The organism is Microvirga solisilvae, from assembly GCF_022808595.1.
GTDB lineage: Bacteria > Pseudomonadota > Alphaproteobacteria > Rhizobiales > Beijerinckiaceae > Microvirga > Microvirga solisilvae.
On the sequence record NZ_JAKUCN010000008.1, the window covers coordinates 87,811 to 106,166 of the forward strand.

13 protein-coding genes and 1 riboswitch are annotated in these 18,356 nt (G+C 63.4%); of the genes, 6 read left to right on the forward strand and 7 right to left on the reverse strand.

The genetic code is table 11. The annotated features are described in order from the left end of the window. Positions 1 to 24: 24 nt before the first annotated feature. The 4 genes from MJ639_RS15455 to MJ639_RS15470 form a co-directional block, all read right to left on the reverse strand. Entirely contained in the window at positions 25 to 2,892 is a 2,868-nt protein-coding gene (locus MJ639_RS15455) for a ribonucleoside-diphosphate reductase subunit alpha (protein ID WP_243374666.1), read from the reverse strand. Positions 2,893 to 2,997: 105 nt separating this feature from the next. Next, positions 2,998 to 3,203, reverse strand: a riboswitch (cobalamin riboswitch). Positions 3,204 to 3,272: 69 nt separating this feature from the next. After that, complete coding sequence (locus MJ639_RS15460; RefSeq protein ID WP_243374668.1) at positions 3,273 to 5,330, reverse strand: NAD(+) synthase; 2,058 nt, start codon at positions 5,328 to 5,330, stop codon at positions 3,273 to 3,275. Between the two features lie 101 nt (positions 5,331 to 5,431). Then, a complete protein-coding gene (locus MJ639_RS15465; protein ID WP_243374670.1) occupies positions 5,432 to 5,569 on the reverse strand; it encodes a hypothetical protein in 138 nt (45 codons plus the stop codon). 139 nt (positions 5,570 to 5,708) lie between these two features. After that, positions 5,709 to 6,149: an acyl-CoA thioesterase gene (locus tag MJ639_RS15470; RefSeq protein WP_243374677.1), complete on the reverse strand. Its 441-nt coding sequence runs from the start codon at positions 6,147 to 6,149 to the stop codon at positions 5,709 to 5,711. Positions 6,150 to 6,286: 137 nt separating this feature from the next. On the opposite strand from MJ639_RS15470, the gene MJ639_RS15475 reads away from it, so the two are divergent. Further along, positions 6,287 to 7,147 (forward strand): urea carboxylase-associated family protein, encoded by an 861-nt coding sequence (locus MJ639_RS15475; protein ID WP_243374679.1) that lies wholly within the window; start codon positions 6,287 to 6,289, stop codon positions 7,145 to 7,147. Positions 7,148 to 7,317: 170 nt separating this feature from the next. Here the strand turns inward: MJ639_RS15475 and MJ639_RS15480 are convergent, their stop codons facing one another. The 3 genes from MJ639_RS15480 to MJ639_RS15490 all read right to left on the reverse strand — a co-directional run bounded on the left by MJ639_RS15480 (position 7,318) and on the right by MJ639_RS15490 (position 11,982). Continuing rightward, entirely contained in the window at positions 7,318 to 8,952 is a 1,635-nt protein-coding gene (locus MJ639_RS15480; protein WP_243374681.1) for a peptidoglycan L,D-endopeptidase MepK, read from the reverse strand. A gap of 136 nt (positions 8,953 to 9,088) precedes the next feature. Next, positions 9,089 to 10,843, reverse strand: a complete 1,755-nt coding sequence (locus MJ639_RS15485; protein WP_243374683.1) for a L,D-transpeptidase family protein — start codon at positions 10,841 to 10,843, stop codon at positions 9,089 to 9,091. A gap of 107 nt (positions 10,844 to 10,950) precedes the next feature. Then, positions 10,951 to 11,982 (reverse strand): sigma 54-interacting transcriptional regulator, encoded by a 1,032-nt coding sequence (locus MJ639_RS15490; protein WP_243374685.1) that lies wholly within the window; start codon positions 11,980 to 11,982, stop codon positions 10,951 to 10,953. A gap of 164 nt (positions 11,983 to 12,146) precedes the next feature. Between MJ639_RS15490 and MJ639_RS15495 the strand changes: the two genes are divergently transcribed. From MJ639_RS15495 to MJ639_RS15515, 5 genes are all read left to right on the forward strand, one after another. Next, positions 12,147 to 13,991, forward strand: a complete 1,845-nt coding sequence (locus MJ639_RS15495) for a M3 family oligoendopeptidase (protein ID WP_243374687.1) — start codon at positions 12,147 to 12,149, stop codon at positions 13,989 to 13,991. Positions 13,992 to 14,095: 104 nt separating this feature from the next. Next, entirely contained in the window at positions 14,096 to 15,463 is a 1,368-nt protein-coding gene (locus MJ639_RS15500; protein WP_243374689.1) for an ABC1 kinase family protein, read from the forward strand. A 59-nt stretch (positions 15,464 to 15,522) separates the two neighbouring features. Further along, positions 15,523 to 16,740, forward strand: coding sequence for a glycosyltransferase (locus MJ639_RS15505; RefSeq protein WP_243374691.1), 1,218 nt, complete (start codon positions 15,523 to 15,525; stop codon positions 16,738 to 16,740). 111 nt (positions 16,741 to 16,851) lie between these two features. Beyond that, positions 16,852 to 17,145 carry an aa3-type cytochrome c oxidase subunit IV gene (locus tag MJ639_RS15510; protein ID WP_243374693.1) on the forward strand — a complete coding sequence of 98 codons (294 nt, stop codon included), beginning with the start codon at positions 16,852 to 16,854 and terminating at the stop codon, positions 17,143 to 17,145. 62 nt (positions 17,146 to 17,207) lie between these two features. Then, positions 17,208 to 18,344 carry a Re/Si-specific NAD(P)(+) transhydrogenase subunit alpha gene (locus MJ639_RS15515; protein ID WP_243374695.1) on the forward strand — a complete coding sequence of 379 codons (1,137 nt, stop codon included), beginning with the start codon at positions 17,208 to 17,210 and terminating at the stop codon, positions 18,342 to 18,344. The last annotated feature ends 12 nt before the right edge of the window (positions 18,345 to 18,356 follow it).

Here is an 18,356-nt window from a genome sequence, read left to right on the forward strand (position 1 = left end):
GCGGCTCGAGAAGGGAAGGGAGGCTTACTGACAGGCCTCGCATTCGGGATCGTCGATGGAGCAGGCCTTGCCGTCGGGGACGACGCTTGCCGGCATGACGATGGGCGCCACCTGCACTGCATTGAGCTTGCCGTCTGTGCCCTTGAGCGTGGATTTCTCCACATGGGTCGCGGAGGTCGCGCGCAGATAATAGGTAGTCTTCAGTCCGCTCTCCCAAGCCAGCCGATACATGGCGTCCAGCTTCCGACCGTTCGGATTGGCGATGTAAAGATTCAGCGACTGCGCCTGGTCGATCCACTTCTGGCGACGTGCTGCTGCTTCGATCAGCCAGGACGCCTCGATCTCGAAAGCGGTGGCGTAAAGCGCCTTGAGATCGTCCGGCACCCGATCAATCTGGGCAAGACTGCCATCGAAATACTTCAGGTCCGCGATCATCACCTCGTCCCACAATCCACGCGCCTTCAGGTCGTGGACGAGGGCGGGGTTCACCACGGTGAAGTCTCCCGACATGTTGGCTTTGACGTAGAGATTGCGGAAGCTCGGCTCGATGGATTGCGAGACGCCGCAGATGTTCGAGATCGTCGCTGTCGGCGCAATCGCCATGCAGTTCGAGTTGCGCATGCCGGTTGTCTTCACCTGCTCACGCAGGCCCGTCCAATCGAGGCGGGACGAGCTTTCCAGGGCGACACCGCGCGAATCGGCAAGCAACTGCACGGAATCGATGGGCAGGATTCCCTTCGACCACAGCGACCCGTCGAAGCTCGGATAGCGGCCACGCTCGGCGGCAAGCTCGACCGAGGCCGAGATGGCATGGAAGGAAATGGCCTCCATGCTCTCATCGGCAAAACGCACTGCTTCATCAGAAGCATAGGGCAGCCTCAAGGCTTGCAGCGCATCCTGGAAGCCCATGATCCCTAAGCCCACTGGGCGGTGGCGCAGGTTGGAGCGCCGCGCCTCCGGAATGGTGTAGAAATTGATATCGATCACGTTGTCGAGCATGCGCATGGCAATGCGCACCGTGCGCTCCAGCCGCTTCATGTCGAGGCCGGAAGCCGTGACATGGCGGGCGAGATTGACCGAGCCGAGATTGCAGACGGCCACTTCATCGTGGGACGTGTTGAGGGTGATCTCCGTGCAGAGATTCGAGGAATGCACGACGCCCACATGGCCCTGCGGCGAGCGGATGTTGCACGGGTCCTTGAAGGTGATCCAGGGATGACCCGTCTCGAACAGCATGGTCAGCATCCGCCGCCAGAGATCGACGGCGCGAACCTGCTTGAAGATCTTGAGGCCGCCCTGCGCGGCCTTCGTCTCATAGGCCTCGTAGGCTGTCTTGAAAGCAGAACCGTAGAGATCGTGCAGGTCCGGCGTCTCGTCCGGCGAGAAAAGCGTCCATGCGCCGTCTTCAGCCACGCGCTGCATGAAGAGATCCGGCACCCAGTTCGCCGTGTTCATGTCATGTGTGCGGCGGCGATCATCCCCGGTGTTCTTGCGCAAGTCCAGGAATTCCTCGATGTCGATGTGCCATGTTTCCAGATAGGCGCAGACCGCGCCCTTGCGCTTGCCGCCCTGGTTGACCGCGATGGCGGTGTCATTCGCGACCTTAAGGAACGGCACCACGCCCTGGCTTTCGCCATTCGTGCCCTTGATATGCGCGCCAAGCCCGCGCACCGGCGTCCAGTCGTTGCCGAGGCCGCCGGAATATTTGGCGAGCAGCGCGTTGTCCTTCACGGCCTTGAAGATGCCGTCGAGGTCGTCGGGAACAGTCGTGAGGAAGCAGGAGGAGAGCTGCGGGCGCGTCGTGCCCGAATTGAACAGGGTCGGCGTCGAGGCCATGAAATCGAAGGAGGAGAGAAGATCGTAGAACGCAATGGCCTTCTCTTCCCGGTTGATCTCGCGCAAAGCCAATCCCATCGCGACGCGCATGAAGAAAGCCTGCGGCAATTCGAAACGCGTGCCGTCCACATGCAGGAAGTAACGGTCGTAGAGCGTCTGAAGACCGAGATACTGGAAAGACAGATCGCGCTCTGGCTTGAGCGCCGCAGAAAGGCGAGCCAGATCGAAGCGGGCGAGTTCCGGATCGAGCAGTTCCGCCTCGATGCCTTTTCTCACATAAGCGGGGAAGTACTCGGCATAGCGCTCTGCCATCTCTCCCTGCGTCGCCTGCTGGCGTGAGCCATGCACCGCGCTCAGCGCCTCACGGCGCAGGCTGTCGAGCAGCAGCCGGGCGCTGGCAAAAGCATAATCGGGCTCGCGCTCGACCAGAGTGCGCGCCGCCATCACGGGCGCCTGAGCGAGTTCCGCTTCCGTGATGCCGTCATAGAGATTGCGCATCGTCTCGGTGAGGATCGCCTCGGGCGATACGTCGGAGAGACCCTCGCAGGCTTCCGTGACAAGCGTCTGAAGGCGTGTTTGATCGAAAGCAACTCGGGTTCCGTTTTCCAGGGTGACGTGCAGAGCAGCGCTCTTGGGAGCATCGGCTGCGGGCGTTGTCTTGGCGCGCTCAGCACTACGCTGCTCGCGATAGAGCACATAGGCGCGCGCCACCTTGTGATGGCCGGAGCGCATCAGCGCGAGTTCAACCTGATCTTGCACTTCCTCGATATGGAAGGTGCGGCCAGCCTCCGCACGCCGGGTGAGATTCGCCACGATCTCCTGCGTCAGCTCCTCCACGGTTTCATGCACGCGGCGCGAGGCGGCGGCGGTGGAGCCTTCAACGCCGAGGAAGGCCTTGGCGAGGGCCACGCCAATCTTCGAGGCGTCGAAGGGAGTCACCGCGCCGTTGCGGCGGATGATCTGATAGCTCGGTTCCGCACGCGAGGTCTTCGGCGTAGCGGGCGAGACGGGCAACGCCGCCGGAGCGGCGTGATCGGTGAGAGGAGAAGAGGACATTCGGCAACCCCAAAATGTTGGGGGCATGGGCCGAGGAGCGCGTATCGTGACCGCACAGGGAAGTGCGGTTCGGCAAGCGATCCATCGGGGCACCCCGCCCGAGGACATGATCGTCAGCCCTGGGCAGGTCTCCTGGCTCGCGGGTCGTTGCTTCCTGCCGGCCTTCCCGGTGATTGTTCACCAGTGACGCTGAAATGGCAGAAAGCTCGTCGCTTACAGTTGCGGGGGCAGCCCCGGATTCGCCCAAAGGCTCACCGGGTTCCCTCTTAGCCCCAGACGCGAATCTGGGGACCCATGACTACAACATATAGTGCTTGGACGGGCGCTCGCGTCAAGATGTGCGAATGAACGGTTTCGGCTTATCCAGATGGGAAATGCGTTCAGCGTGAGGGCGCGGCATCCGGCACGTTGCTCTCCAGCTCCTCCAGCCAGATCTGGGACCCCGCATCCGAGGGAGCGCGCCAGTCGCCACGAGGAGACAGGGAGCCGCCGGACGAGATTTTCGGGCCGTTGGGCATGGCGGTGCGCTTGAACTGGCTCGTGAAGAAGCGCGACAGGAAAACGCGCAGCCAGCGCTTGATCTCGGGAAGATCGTAGGCGCGATGCGCGCTGTCCGGAATGTTAGGCGGCCATGTGCCGGCTTTTGCATCGGCCCAGGCATGCCACGACAGATAAGCGATCTTCGACGGACGATAGCCGAAGCGCGTGAGGTAATAGAGGTTGAAATCCTGCAACGCATAAGGACCGATCATCGCTTCCGTCGATTGGATCTGTCCTGTTGCATCCTGCGGAACGAGTTCCGGTGAAATTTCAGTTGCGAGGATCGCGTGCAGAATATCGGCGGTTGATTTGTCGACATCGCCGGAGGCTGCGACGAAGCGGATCAGATGCTGAATGAGCGTCTTCGAGACGGAGGCATTCACATTGTAGTGGGACATCTGATCGCCGACGCCATAGGTGCACCAGCCGAGACCGAGTTCGGAGAGATCGCCCGTGCCCACCACGATGCCCCGGTTGTGGTTGGCGAGGCGGAACAGGTAATCGGTGCGCAATCCCGCCTGCACGTTCTCGAAGGTCACGTCGTAGACAGGCTTCCCCTCGGCGAAGGGATGATCCATGTCCTTGAGCATCTGCTTCGCGGCAGGACGGATGTCGATCTCCGCCGCGCTCACGCCGAGCGCGCGCATCAATGCCCAGGCATTGCCCTTCGTGCCTTCGCTGGTGGCGAAGCCGGGGAGCGTATAGGCAAGGATGTTGGTGCGCGGCAGCGACAGCTTGTCCATGGCGCGGCAGCAGACGAGAAGCGCCTGCGTGGAATCGAGGCCGCCCGACACGCCGATGACGACCTTTTCCGTGCGCGTGGCCTGCAGGCGCTTCGCCAGCCCCTGAACCTGAATGTTGTAGGCCTCGTAGCAATTCTCCGCGAGCTTCGACGGATCGGATGGCACGTAGGGGAAACGCTCGATGGGACGTTTGAGCGGAAGGTCCTCTTCCGGCGCATCGAGGTTGAGCTCAATGGTGCGGAAATCGCTCGGGGTTACATCGAGTACGCGGCCATTGTCGCCGAAGGTGACGCGACGCATGCGCTCCGCCCGCAGACGGCCCAAGTCCACATCCGCAATCGCCATGGTGGAGTCTGACGGAAAGCGCTCCGTTTCCGCAAGGCGCAGTCCATCTTCGAAGATGCCGCCATGTCCATCCCAGGCAAGATCGGTGGTTGACTCGCCGGGGCCCGCCGCCGAATAGGCATAAGCCGCGATGCAGCGCATGGATTGCGAGCCGCACAGCAACCGTCGGTCATCGGCCTTGCCGATGGTGATGTTGCTGGCGGAGAGATTGAGCAGCACCTCCGCTCCCGCAAGGGCTGCGAGCGTGCTCGGCGGCTGCGGCACCCACATGTCCTCGCAGACCTCCACATGGAACGTGAAGGCGCAGGTGCCGCCCGAGCGGAACAGCAGATCGACGCCGAATGGCACGCGGCTGCCTGCTATCTCAATCTCCTCGCCATGGATCGTGGCTCCCGGCGCGAAATAGCGGCGCTCGTAGAACTCGCGGTAATTGGGCAGATAGGCCTTCGGCACGACGCCGAGGATGCGACCGTCATGGATCACGATGCCCGTATTGTAGAGGCGGTTCTGCCAGCGCAGCGGCGCTCCGACCACGAAAACGGGAAAGAGGCCGACGCTCTCGGTGACCAGGCGCGCGATGCTCTCCTCGACCGCGTCCAGCAGGGCATCCTGATGCAGCAGGTCGTCGATGGCGTAGGCCGAGAGGCCAAGCTCGGGAAACACCATGAGGGCGATGCGCTCCCGGTCGCCCTGGCGCAGAAGCTCGAGGGTTTGCTCCCCGTTGAAGCGCGGGTTCGCCACGTCCATCTGCGGCACGCAGGCCGCGACGCGAACGAAATCGTGGCGATAGGGCGAGAAGAACGAGACCATTCCACATCCGATCCAGATTGCCTCTGACCGAGGGCTTGTATCACAGGTCAGAGGGAGAATGCGGGTGTGGCCGAAAGTTCCGTTCTTGGGAAGAGGGGCGCTCAAGTCGCGATGAGGAATGCCACCACGAACATGCCAATGGCAGCCGACAGCCCGACCCAATCCATCACATGCGCCAGGCGGTCGTCCACCGGCGATTCGGATGGACCTTTCACGATCTTGCCGTCCTCGTCCGTCACGGCGGCCTCACGGGTTCTTGCTGCGCCGCCGGTGATATTGGGGCCGTGCTTTCATCGCGGCGAGGGCTTTTGATCAGCCTCACCCATCATGGTCAGAAAGCGGCCCCGAGGGAGTACCGGCTCCGAGCTAAGGCAGAACTCAGAGCGTATCGGCCAGACGGAGGCTTTCCAGGATGGCGAGGGCATCAGACGGGAGCGGCGTGGAGCGGCGGGTCTGTTTGTCGACCATCACGATCGTGGCTTCCACTGTCGCGGCGAGAACGCCCTTGCTGAAAATGCCCTGCGCCAGGGTGAAGGAACTCCTGCCGATCTTCAGAACGCCGGTGCCGATATCGACCATGCCTGGCCAGAGCAGTTCCGAGCGGAAATCGATCAGCAATCGTGCGATCACGAAGCTCGTATCCTTCGAGGCGAGAGGCCGCGCCGGATCGTACATGAAGGCCACGCGGCCGATCTCGGAATAGGTGGCGAAGACCGCGTTGTTCACGTGCCCCTGCCGGTCGAGATCGGCATAGCGGATCTCGGCGGAGCTGTGATGCGGATAGGCCTCGGCGGCGCGTAGCGGGTTCGGGTCGATCATGGATAATCCTCAAGCGGCCGGCATCAAACAGCAAACGGGGCAGCGACAAAAGCCCTGTTGCGGAACTCTTGTCTTGTCGCCGCCTGTGCGGCGCTTCTATACCCAGCAAAGTGAACAATGCAGGTCAGGAGACAGCGATGAAGCGTGCGCGTAACGAAGTGACAGAGCCTCAGGATGCCGAAGCGCGCCGCAGGATCGCCCCCGTCATCTGCTATCCTGTCGAGACCCTGCCGCGCCCGAACCTCGCTGCTTACCAAGCAGCGCGCGAAGGCTGGGAGAAGGTGGACGAGGTGGTCGTGCCGCCGCGCGAGGCGCGTTGCTTCTCGGTGCCGGCGGGTTCCTTCTTTCGCATCGTGAGCATCGAAGGCCCGCAGGTGGGCGACCTGAACCTCTGGGCGACCGGTGATCTCAACGAGCGCTTCTTCTCCGGCAAGACGCGCGCGCTGCACGGCACGCATCTGTCGACGGGCGACCAGCTCTGGTCGTGCCTGCCTTACCTGCGGCCGATGGCGACGATCACGCATGACACGCTCGACTGGTACGGCTTCGACGAATTCGGCGGATCGGTGCATGACGTCATCGGCACGCGCTGTGATCCCTACACGCACAAGCTCTTGTCGGGTCAGGAATATCACCATTGCTGCCATTCCAACCTCACCCGCGCACTCGCCGATCATGTCGGCTGTTCGCGCGAGGCGGTGGAACCTGCGGTTCATGATGTGCTCAACGTTTTCATGTGCACGGGTTTCACGCGCGATACGGGTCAGTACTTCATGAAGGCGAGCCCCGTGCGTCCTGGCGATTATCTCGAGTTCTTCGCGGAGATCGATCTGACGGGCGCCTTGTCCGCGTGCCCTGGTGGCGATTGCAGCACGGAGCATTCGAGCGATGTGGCCGTGTGCCATCCGCTCCAGGTGGAAATCTACAAGCCGAAAGCCGCGCCCGAGGGCTGGAGCCCCGCACCGCGGAACGGCTACAGCCGCAAGCACGGCGACTGAGAATACGCAACAACCTCATCCTGAGGAGCCGCTGCAAGCGGCGTCTCGAAGGATGATCCAGTGCTCTCTGAAACCTCCTTCGAGACGCAGACTTCGTCTGCTCCTCAGGATGAGGTTCAGGTTTTGTTGAATACATTCAATGAAAAGGGCCCCGAGAGGGGCCCTTCTTTTTATCGCACCAGCGGCTTTACCGCCGGGCCTGTGAACTTGTTCGTCGCCAGATCGCCGATGGGCTTGTTGGAGAAGCCCATATGCATGCTGGGCTCCGCCGACATCAGCGCGCTCAGCGCGGTCGCCGGTTTCTGCGGTGCGTGAATCGGCGCGGGTTTGACCGCAGGGGCAGCCGTCGTCCTGGTCTCTTTCGGCAGGGCCTTCGGTGTCGATCCCGTCACCGGAATATCGACAGGGCCTGCGGCGGCCACCGCAATGCCGCGGTCGGGACGCGGCGGCGGGAGGGGAACCGCGCTCGCGACCGTGATTTCCGTCGCGCCGCGCAATTCGCTCAGGACCGGGATCGGATTCGTTGCGGCGAGTGAGCCGGGACGCGCGGGCGGCAGCGGAGCATAGGCGAGAACGGTGGTCGCTTCAGGCGGCTCGTCCGCATCCGGACGGCGCGGCGGGATCGGCGCGAAGTTCATGCCCTTGCCGATCGCCATCTCGTTCTGCCCACCCGGTCCCTGCTGCCAGGCGAGCGCCGGGCCGTCCGCTGTCGCGACGGTGCTCGGCGCCCCGTTGATGCGGGTCGGCGGCAGAGGAGCCGATGCGGGCGGCGAGAAATCCTCACGCAGGGCGGGAGCCATCGCGGCCACCACGGTGGGCGAGGGCGGCGGCTCGGGCCGCGTCTGCGCAACTGCCACCTGGCGGGAGGCCGGTGCGTTGTTCCGGTTCTCGTATTGCTGCAGCACGGCCTGAGGCGACATGTCATCCGTGTAGGAGCTGCCCGGCGCGCTGCGCGAGGCCATGATCGCACGGCCCGGACGTGACGCGACGCGGATTTCCTCCGCATCCTCGTCCTCGTCGCTGCCGCCGAACAGGGTGGCCCAGAAACTCTTGCGGCGCGGCTGCTGCGCCTCGATCGCCTCTTCCGCATCCGCATAAGCCGAGTAGCCCGCCACGGTGCCGCCCTTGGCGAGCACTTCGGCGCGGGCGACGTCGTAACCCGGGAGGGGCTTGCCGTCGGCGGGAATATGCACGGTCTTCCCGTCCGGGAAAATGCTCACGAGCTGGTCGCGGGTCATGCGCGGCCAGGCACGTACGCTGCCGACGTCGAGATGGACGAAAGGCGTGTAAGCGTTCGGGTAATAGCCGACGCCACCATTCTGCAGCTTCATGCCGACCGCGCGCAGACGCGAGGCAGACACGTCGGGGAGATAGAAGTCGAGGGCCTTGCCCAGCATGTGCTGGCTGTTCTTGGCGACCACGCTGGAGCGGCGGCGCAGCATGGAATTGGTCTGAGGCGAGCGATAGGCCGAGTTCACATGCACGGGCCCGCTGGAGCCCACTTCGCGATAAACCTCCCACACGGTGTCGAACAGGCGCGGGTCCATGCGGGTCGGCTCGTCCCGCCGCCAGTCGCGCAGAAACCAGTTGAGCTGCTGCAGGCCGGCGGAATCGTATTGTCCGTTGCGCCGGAATGTGACGGTCAGCGTTTCCTTGGTGTTGTTGTGATAGAAGGTCAGCGTGCGTGTATCGCCGTTGGCCGCGGCATCCTGAGTGCCGCGCACGCCGCCGACGATGACGACCAAAAAGGCCGCAAGACCAATGCCGGCGCGACGCGCCAACCCGTCGGAACGCAATACTCTCACTGTGATACTCGTCTGTACTCGCTGCACCGGGGAGATGCAGTAATCACGTATAGTGAAGGGATCTTTGCCGAAGACGGTTACCTTCAGGTTAAGTGGCCAACAAAAAAGCGGCCCGGAGGGGCCGCTTTGTGAGGGATTACCGGGCGAGGCCGAGGGCTATGCGCACCTTCTGGTCCAGGCCGTAGAGGTCGGGGAAGGATTTGAGGCCTCCCTTCCCGTCGGCGGCGACAGTGAAATAGGCCAGGTGCACGGGAAGGGGCTTGGGCAAGAACACCGTGCGCTCGCCCTTGCCGATGAGGCTCTTGAGCTTCTTCTCATCCCATTTGGCGCCTTCGCCCATCACTGCCTCGGCCAGCTCGAAGGGCTTGTCCACGCGCACGCAGCCATGGCTGAAGGCGCGTTTGGAGGCGGAGAAGAGGTTGCGGTTGGGCGTGTCGTGCAGATAGACCGCGTGCTGGTTCGGGAACATGAACTTCACGAAGCCCAGCGCATTGCGCTCGCCTGGAGGCTGTTGCACCGAGATGGTGTTGCCACGGCGGATGATTCTGTAGCCCTTCCTCGCGGCATAATCCGGATCGCTCGCCAGTGCGGGCAGAATCTCTTTCTTCATGATGGAGGGCGGGATCGTCCAGGATGGATTGACCACGAGGTATTTCATTTCCTCGGAGAAGATCGGCGTCTGGGACTGTTCCTTGCCGACGATCACCCGCGCCTCGTGGGTGGCCTTGCCATCCTCCATGAGCTGCAGGCGGAACTCGGGCACGTTCACGAGGATGTGGCGCTCGCCCAGATCTTCGGGCAGCCAGCGCCAGCGCTCCATGTTGGCGATCAGCTCCGCCTCGCGCTGGGCCAGCGAGGGGCCCGACAGGGCGGCGACCGTCTGCTGCGTCAGGACGCCGTTGGTCGGCAGGCCCTTTTCCTTCTGGAAGGCGGCCACCGCCGAGGCGAGGCGCTCATCATAGACATTCTGGTCGCTGTCGTCCTTCAGGTTGAAGCGGGCGCGGATCAGCGGCACGCGCGGATCCTTCATGCCGACGCGAAGCGCCGGGCCCTTGGGCACGCGCACGCTCGGCTGAGAGGGATGACTGGCGCGCAGGTCAGCCAGCCGCTCCCGCAGGGCGCGATAGCCCGCATGGGAGGGGTTGTAGGAGGAGAGCGCCGCATTCGCATCCTTCGCGAAGGCCACCTTCCGCAGAACTTCGGCGGCTTCGGGAATCGCCAGCTTCGGGGTCGCGAGCTTTGAGAGGCTCGACGGATCGATGCGTCCGCCCCTGGCATCGCGCGCATAGCGGATCACGGAGGCCGAGAGCTTCAGATCGGCCTCGGCCCATTGGGCGGGCGAGGCACTTTTAAGCAATTTCAGATCGGGCAGGGGATAGGACGTGGAATCGAGCCCGTCCTCGTCCGCAGCCTTTAGGCGTGCGACGACACCCATGGCGGCGGGCGTGAAAGCTCCGTCCTGCGCCCAGGCGAGGGGGCGCTCTGCCTGCGCGTAGAAAGCCGTGAGGGACTCGCGTTCCTTCCTGTTCAGGCGCAGATCGCGCATGGCCGCATCACTGGCGAGCAGGTTCTGCATCGCGATGCGCAACACGTCCTGCTGCATCAGTGCGGTGACGGGCGCTGCCTCGGGCAGGGGAATGCTGATGGCGGGCTCGGGCTTCAGGTCGGCCTTATCGAGAGTGACGGGCGCAGGCTCGGGGAGCGGGATCGTCTCCGTTGCCGCCTTCTGCATCGGCGCGCCGGGCATCGCCACATCGTTAAACGAGGGCTCCGCAGGGCTCTGCGACAGTGCGAGGTCATTGTCGAGGGTTTGGGCTATTGCCGTGAGAGGCAGGAGCGACACCGATCCGAACAGGCCCAGCCACAATGCTGTCTTGCGCCAATCACGCATGGCCCATCTCCTTCTCGCAATGGGTGGAGGACTTTTTCATCCTCCCGTTCAAATGAAAATTCGTCAGTGTGCAGAGACACGTCTGCTACGCTTAACGCACGAAGGCGTCATGCGGCTGCATCGTTTAGGCCAAGTTCTTTCAATTTTCGGTAAAGGGTCGAACGCCCGATTCCGAGATGGCGCGAAATGGCCGATAGATGCCCTTGATAATGCACGAGCGCGAAGCGGATGGCGCGCTCTTCGAGTTCCGCGAGGGTGAGCATCTCGCCGCTCTCACGAACAAGTGACAGGGCGTGCGGATCTGCTGGTGCGGATGATTCCTGCTCGCGAATGGGCGCAAGAATCCGCGCCGCCGGAACGGGCGGGATCGCGATGCGGAAGCCGTCCACTCGGGCGGCTATTTGTGGAAACTCCGATGGCGTCAAAAAAGCTCCATCGGCGAGGATCACCGCGCGATAGATGGCGTTCTCGAGCTGCCGCAGATTGCCTGGCCAGTCGTAGCGCGTAAGAAGGGTGAGAGCGTCCGCGCTCAATCCCCGGATCGTCTTGCCCTCGTCCTGCGCGAAGCGCTCGGCGAACAGGCTCGCCCATTCCGCGATCGCCTCCCGTTGCGCCCTTAAAGGGCGAAGGGCCAGGGGCATCGCCTGGAGCCGGTAATAGAGATCGTGCCGGAAGGAGGCCTCGCGAACCCGGTCGGCCAGGTCGAAACCGGCGCTCGCGATGATTCGCACGTCGAGACGCCGGGCCGGGCGTGCGCCTTCCTGGGGAAACAGCGCCTCCATCAGTCGCCCTTGCGCGTCCTGGGGCAGGTGTCCCGCGTCGTTGATGAAGAGGGTACCGCCATGGGCGTTTCTGATGTTCCTCAGGAGGGCCGTTGCCTGGGGCTCGCCGCCGGATGCGGCCTCTTCCGCCCGGAAGACGATGAAGGGGCGAGCCTTGCGTTCGCTCCCCTCGTGGATCGCCTGGGCCAAGGCCTTGGCGCCGCTGCCGGCCTCCGTCTCGATCAGGACGGGGAGGGCGGAGCGCGCCGCCCTGTCCGCGAGACGAGCCGTCCTCTCCCGTTCCGAGCCCGGCTCGAATGCAGCCGCGCCCTGGCGAAGGGCGCGGATATCGTCTGCGAAGAACCGGTGGAGGGGCATGAAGGGCCGAGGGTCGGGGAATCGGGTGAAGGCGATGCTGGGCGACAAGGGTAAACCGCGCCTTAACGCTCCCGCTTTCGGCGGCCCCGATCCCTATCGCCTGGGTTGATCCCAGGCCTCAGGCAGCCAATATGTGGATCACTTGTTTCAAACAGCGTCCAGCCATGCCTCAGAAAGCTTTTCCCGTGTCCCAGACCTCCTCTACCGGCGCCTCCCAGGTCGATCTCGGCTCATTGCCTGAGTGGAACCTGACCCATCTCTATCCGGGCATGGAGAGCGAGGCGTTCAAGAACGACCTCGCGAAGGCCGAGGCCGAGTGCAAGGCTTTCGCGGAAGCTTATCGCGGCAAGCTCGACAATATGGTGCGGGCCGAGAATGCTCCGCAGGCTCTGACCGATGTGATCAAGCGCTATGAGGCGCTGGAGGATCTACTCGGACGCATCATGTCCTATGCGGGCCTCGTCTATTCAGGCGACACCACCGATCCGGTGCGCGCGAAATTCTATGGCGACACGCAGGAGCGCCTCACCGCCGCTTCCACTGAGCTTCTGTTCTTTGGCCTCGAACTCAACCGCATCGACGACGCGGTGCTCGACAAGGCCGTGTCCCAGGCGCCGCTGTCTCACTACAAGCCGTGGATCGAGGATCTGCGCAAGGACAAGCCCTATCAGCTCGACGACAAGATCGAGCAGCTCTTCCACGAGAAATCCGTGACCGGCCGTTCCGCCTGGAACCGCCTGTTCGACGAGACCATCGCGTCCCTGCGTTTCGATGTGCGCGGCGAGGAACTGCCCATCGAGCCGACGCTGAACAAGCTGCAGGATACGGACGAGAGCGTGCGCAAGGACGCCTCCGACGCGCTCGCCAAGACCTTCAAGGAAAATCTGCGCACCTTCACGCTGATCACCAACACGCTCGCCAAGGACAAGGAAATCTCCGACCGCTGGCGCAGCTTCCAGGACGTGGCGGATTCCCGCCATCTCGCCAATCGCGTCGAGCGCGAAGTGGTGGATGCGCTGGTCGCTGCCGTGCGCGAGGCCTATCCGCGCCTGTCGCATCGCTATTACGCCCTGAAAGCCAAGTGGTTCGGCAAGGACAAGCTCGACCATTGGGACCGCAATGCGCCGCTCCCCAAGGTGGAGCAGCGCACCATTCCCTGGAACGATGCGCGTGATACGGTGCTCTCCGCCTATTCCGCTTTCTCGCCGAAGATGGCCGACATCGCGCGCCGCTTCTTCGATGAGGGCTGGATCGATGCGCCGACGCGCCCCGGCAAGGCACCTGGCGCCTTCGCGCATCCGACCGTTCCGTCAGCGCATCCTTATGTGCTGCTCAACTACCAGGGCAAGCCGCGCGATGTGATGACGCTCGCGCACGAGCTCGGTCACGGCGTGCATCAGGTTCTCGCCGCGCCCAACGGAGCGCTCATGGCGCCGACGCCGCTGACCCTCGCCGAGACGGCGAGCGTATTCGGCGAGATGCTTACCTTCCGCCGCCTGCTCGACCAGACCACGGACCCCGTGCAGCGCAAGGCGATGCTGGCGGCCAAGGTCGAGGACATGATCAACACGGTGGTGCGCCAGATCGCGTTCTACTCGTTCGAGCGCAAGGTGCATCTGGAGCGCCGCAACGGCGAGCTGACCGCCGACAAACTGTGCGAACTCTGGATGTCCGTGCAGGATGAATCGCTTGGCCCGTCCATTCGTCTCGGCGAGGGTTACGAGACCTTCTGGACCTACATCCCGCACTTCATCCACTCGCCGTTCTACGTCTATGCCTATGCCTTCGGCGATTGCCTCGTGAACTCGCTCTACGGCATCTACGAGCGCTCGAACGAGGGCTTCGTGGATCGCTATTTCGCGCTGCTTTCGGCAGGCGGCTCCAAGCCCTATGGCGAGCTGCTCGCGCCCTTCGGCCTCGATGCGAAGGACCCGTCTTTCTGGCAGATCGGTCTCTCCATGATCGAACGGCTCATCGGCGAGCTGGAGGCCATGGAGAAGGCGGCCTGATCCTTGTTCTGGCGCAAGGAGCCGAGACGCGCTTTCTAACGAGACGCGCTTTCTAAGAAGAGCGTCTCGGTCTCATCTGCATTTCATCGGAAAGAAACCTGCCCATGGCCGACCATGACAACGAAGCGAACCGCTTCTCCGCCCGTGCGGCCCGCTATGCGCGGGTCGGCGCCAATATGGGCGGCGTGGCGGCGCGCATGGCGGGTGCGCGCCTCTTCGGCGGCGATGCGCGCGATGCCTCCAGCGCGGCGGCGCTCGCGCAGGCGCTCGGCGGGTTGAAGGGGCCGATCATGAAGGTGGCGCAGCTGCTTGCCACCATTCCCGATCTCATCCCGCCGGAATATGCCGCCGAGTTGCAGAAGCTGCAGAGCGAAGCGCCGCCCATGGGTGCGGCTTTCGTCAAGCGCCGTATGCAGGCGGAGCTGGGGCCGCAATGGAAGGCCCGGTTCGGCTCGTTCGATTTGAACCCGTCGGCCGCCGCGTCGTTGGGCCAGGTTCATCGCGCAACGACACAGGATGGCGAGGCGCTTGCCTGCAAGCTGCAATATCCCGACATGCAATCGGCCGTGGAGGCTGATCTCAAGCAGCTCGAGTTCGTCTTCGCTCTCCATCGCCGCATGGACCCCGCCATCGATACCCGCGAGATCGCGCAGGAGATCGGCGAGCGCGTGCGCGAGGAGCTCGATTACGAGCGCGAGGCCAAGCACGCGGCGCTTTATGCGCACACGCTCGCTGATGTGGAGGAGGTGCGCGTGCCGCGTGTGCATCCCGAATTGTCGACCAGGCGGCTTCTGTCGCTTCAATGGCTCGAGGGTGAGAAGATCCTGCAATTCGTGGAGAGCCCGGTCGAGATCCGCAATCGTCTGGCCATCGCGATGTTCAAGGCGTGGTGGCATCCCTTCAGCCATGCGGCGGTGATCCATGGCGATCCGCATCTCGGCAATTACACCGTCTTCTCCGAGGGCGGAGAGGCGAAGGGCATCAACCTTCTCGATTACGGTTGCGTTCGCATCTTTCCTCCCCGCTTCGTCGGCGGTGTGGTCGATCTCTATCGCGGGCTGCAGACGGATGACCGCGCGCGCATCGTTCATGCCTACGAGACCTGGGGCTTCAAGAGCCTGTCCAACGAGCTGATCGACATCCTCAACATCTGGGCGCGCTTCATCTATGCACCGCTCCTCGATGACCGGGTTCGCACGGTGGCGGATGGGGTGAAACCCAGCGAGTACGGCCGGCGACAGGCTTTCGAGGTGCACAAGGCGCTCAAAGAGAAGGGGCCGGTCACGGTCCCGCGCGAATTCGTCTTCATGGACCGCGCGGCGGTAGGCTTAGGGGCCGTGTTCCTGCATCTGCGGGCGGAGCTGAATTATCACCAGCTCTTCGAGACGGAGATCGACCGGTTTTCGCTTCAGGGCCTTGCTCACCGTCAGGCCGAGGTCCTGCAAGCTTCCGGTTTACCGATTCCTATGTAATGAGGTTGCATCTTGTGCGGTAAAGCCTTACAGAGCTTACCAAACGTAAGGGGCAGCCGATGAAGATCGCTTTCGTTCACCAGAATTTTCCGGGCCAGTTCCTGCGCCTTGCCCAGACCTTCGTCGCCGAGGGGCATGAGGTGGTGGCCCTTGGCATGACCAAGGGCTGTGAACTCAAGGGCGTGAAGTATTTCCCCTACAACCCGGTCCCCGGTCCCGAGGACCCGCAGCACGAAGCTCGCTATTCCCCGGTCATTCCGCGCCTGCGCCGGGCCTATGGCGTCGCCCACAAGGCCTGGGAGCTTGCCAAGCAGGGTTTCGAGCCTGACGTGGTGGTGGTCAACACGGGTTGGGGCGAGAACCTGTTCCTGAAGGACGTCTGGCCCAAGGCCAAGCATGTGGCCTATTTCGAATATTACTATCACGCCAAGGGCCAGGACCTCGATTTCGATCCCGAGTTCCCCGTCACCAATGAAGAGGTGATCTGGCGCCTTCGCCTGAAGAACTCCATGCAGCTCGGCGCTCTCGACGCCGCCGACGTGGCCGTGGCTCCGACCCGCTACCAGCGCGATACTTTCCCGACCTATCTGCACGACCGGGTTGCCATCATCCATGACGGCATCGACACCAAGCGCCTCGTGCCGGCTCCCACTCTCGGCATCCAGATTGGCCAGAACGGCCCCAAGCTCACCCGTCAGAAGCCGGTGGTCACCTATGTGACCCGCAATATCGAGCCGATGCGCGGGGCTCACATCGTCTTCAAGAGCCTGCCGTATCTCCTCGATATCCATCCCGATCTCCAGGTCGTGGTCATCGGCGGCAAGGGCAACAGCTATTCAGGCCAGGCTCCGGGCGGCAAGTCCTGGTACGACCATTTCGTGTCCAAGATCGACCGGCCGGTGGATTGGTCACGAGTCCATCTCGTCGGAAACCTGCCCTACGACCAGTTCGTGAAGGTTCTGCAGGTCTCCTCGGCCCATATCTACATGACCTATCCCTTCGTGCTGTCCTGGTCCTCCATTGAATCCATGGCCCTCGAATGCCGGATCGTGGCATCCGATACGGCCCCGGTTCGCGAGATCATCACGGATGGGGTCAATGGCCGCCTCTTCCCCTTCTTCGACCACAAGGCCTTGGCCGAGCGGGTCCGCGAGACGCTGGAAGAAAAGGAAAAATCCGCCGCCATGGCGAGAGAAGCCCGCCGGATCGCTGTGGAGCGTTACGATTACGAGACGGTCTGCCTGCCGCAATGGCGGGAGTTTCTTGGGATAAAATAACAGTTTCGCGCGTTCATAAAGTTTTCCCGAAACGTGCTGCGAAAGATTGCGGCGTCCCACCGCATGGGTTAAACGCAGCAATTAACAATCGAAGTGAATAGGGCGTTGATCATGGCCGATACAAAACATGCGCCGCATGGGGGTTACAGTCCGGATATGGACGGCCCCGCCCATGAGGTGACCTACAACGGATTCGTGCGGTTTGCCGAGATCGGCACGGCCGTCGTCATCTGCCACGTGCTGGCCCTTGCGGTCGGCGGCATCAAGCATGCCTGGCTGACGGCGATCTTCGGAGTCATCCTGTCGCTTGCTGCCGGCGCCATCGGGGCTATCGCTCCCTCGATCGGGGTTCGCGCCCCGGCCGCCGTGGGCGTGCTTCTGCTTCTGGCTCTCGTTCTCTACTGAGCAGCAAAAGGCCCTGTTTTCAGGGCCTTTTCTTTGTCTCAACCATTCGCAGGGGGCAATTCATGCGTATCGCCGTTCTTTCCGAAACCGAGGGAGCGGAGACCCGCGTCGCCGCGACCCCTGAAACGGCCAAGAAATACAAGGCCCTGGGTGCCGACGTGGCAATCCAGGCCGGCGCCGGCGCCAAGGCCGGCATCCCGGATGCCGAATTCGAGGCCGCAGGCGCCTCCGTCGTGGCTTCCCGCGAGGAGGCCCTCAAGGATGCCGACATCATCCTCAAGGTGCGCCGCCCGGCCGAGGGCGAGCTTGCCGGCGCGAAGCCCGGCGCGCTCCTCATCGCGATCATGGATCCCTACGGCCAGGAAGCGGCCCTCAAAGGCCTCGCCGATTCCAAGGTCGCTGCCTTCTCCATGGAGCTGATGCCCCGCATCACCCGCGCCCAGGTGATGGACGTTCTCTCCTCCCAGGCCAATCTCGCGGGTTACCGCGCCGTGATCGACGCCACCGCCGAATACGGCCGCGCCATGCCGATGATGATGACGGCGGCCGGCACCGTGCCGGCGGCCCGCGTCTTCGTCATGGGCGCAGGCGTCGCGGGCCTCCAGGCAATCGCCACGGCCCGCCGCCTCGGCGCGGTGGTGACCGCCACCGATGTGCGCCCCGCCGCCAAGGAGCAGGTGGAAAGCCTTGGCGCCAAGTTCATCGCGGTGGAGGACGAGGAGTTCAAGCAGGCCGAGACGGCCGGTGGCTACGCCAAGGAGATGTCGGCGGAGTACCAGGCCAAGCAGGCGGCCCTCGTCGCCTCCCACATCGCCAAGCAGGACATCGTCATCACCACGGCCCTCATTCCGGGCCGTCCGGCTCCGAAGCTCGTGACCAAGGCCATGGTGGAAACCATGAAGCCCGGCTCCGTGATCGTCGATCTTGCGGTCGAGCGCGGCGGCAATTGCGAGGTGTCGAAGCCCGGCAAGGTCGCGGATTACAAGGGCGTGAAGATCGTCGGTCACCTCAACGTGCCCGGCCGCCTCGCGGCGACCGCGTCCAGCCTCTACGCCAAGAACCTCTATGCCTTCGTCGAGACCCTCGTCGACAAGGAGAGCAAGGCGCTCTCCGTGAAGTGGGACGACGAACTCGTGAAGGCGACCTGCCTGACCCGGGACGGCGCGGTGGTTCACCCCGCCTTCCAGCCCAAAGCTTAAAATCAAAGGGGG

Coding starts and splice junctions, on each gene's coding strand:
- MJ639_RS15470 (WP_243374677.1), bottom strand. CDS start 6,149: ATGATCGACCCGAACCCGCTACGCGCCGCCGAGGCCTATCCGCATCAC.
- MJ639_RS15515 (WP_243374695.1), top strand. CDS start 17,208: ATGCGTATCGCCGTTCTTTCCGAAACCGAGGGAGCGGAGACCCGCGTC.
- MJ639_RS15455 (WP_243374666.1), bottom strand. CDS start 2,892: ATGTCCTCTTCTCCTCTCACCGATCACGCCGCTCCGGCGGCGTTGCCC.
- MJ639_RS15505 (WP_243374691.1), top strand. CDS start 15,523: ATGAAGATCGCTTTCGTTCACCAGAATTTTCCGGGCCAGTTCCTGCGC.
- MJ639_RS15510 (WP_243374693.1), top strand. CDS start 16,852: ATGGCCGATACAAAACATGCGCCGCATGGGGGTTACAGTCCGGATATG.
- MJ639_RS15460 (WP_243374668.1), bottom strand. CDS start 5,330: ATGGTCTCGTTCTTCTCGCCCTATCGCCACGATTTCGTTCGCGTCGCG.
- MJ639_RS15500 (WP_243374689.1), top strand. CDS start 14,096: ATGGCCGACCATGACAACGAAGCGAACCGCTTCTCCGCCCGTGCGGCC.
- MJ639_RS15495 (WP_243374687.1), top strand. CDS start 12,147: ATGCCTCAGAAAGCTTTTCCCGTGTCCCAGACCTCCTCTACCGGCGCC.
- MJ639_RS15490 (WP_243374685.1), bottom strand. CDS start 11,982: ATGCCCCTCCACCGGTTCTTCGCAGACGATATCCGCGCCCTTCGCCAG.
- MJ639_RS15485 (WP_243374683.1), bottom strand. CDS start 10,843: ATGCGTGATTGGCGCAAGACAGCATTGTGGCTGGGCCTGTTCGGATCG.
- MJ639_RS15475 (WP_243374679.1), top strand. CDS start 6,287: ATGAAGCGTGCGCGTAACGAAGTGACAGAGCCTCAGGATGCCGAAGCG.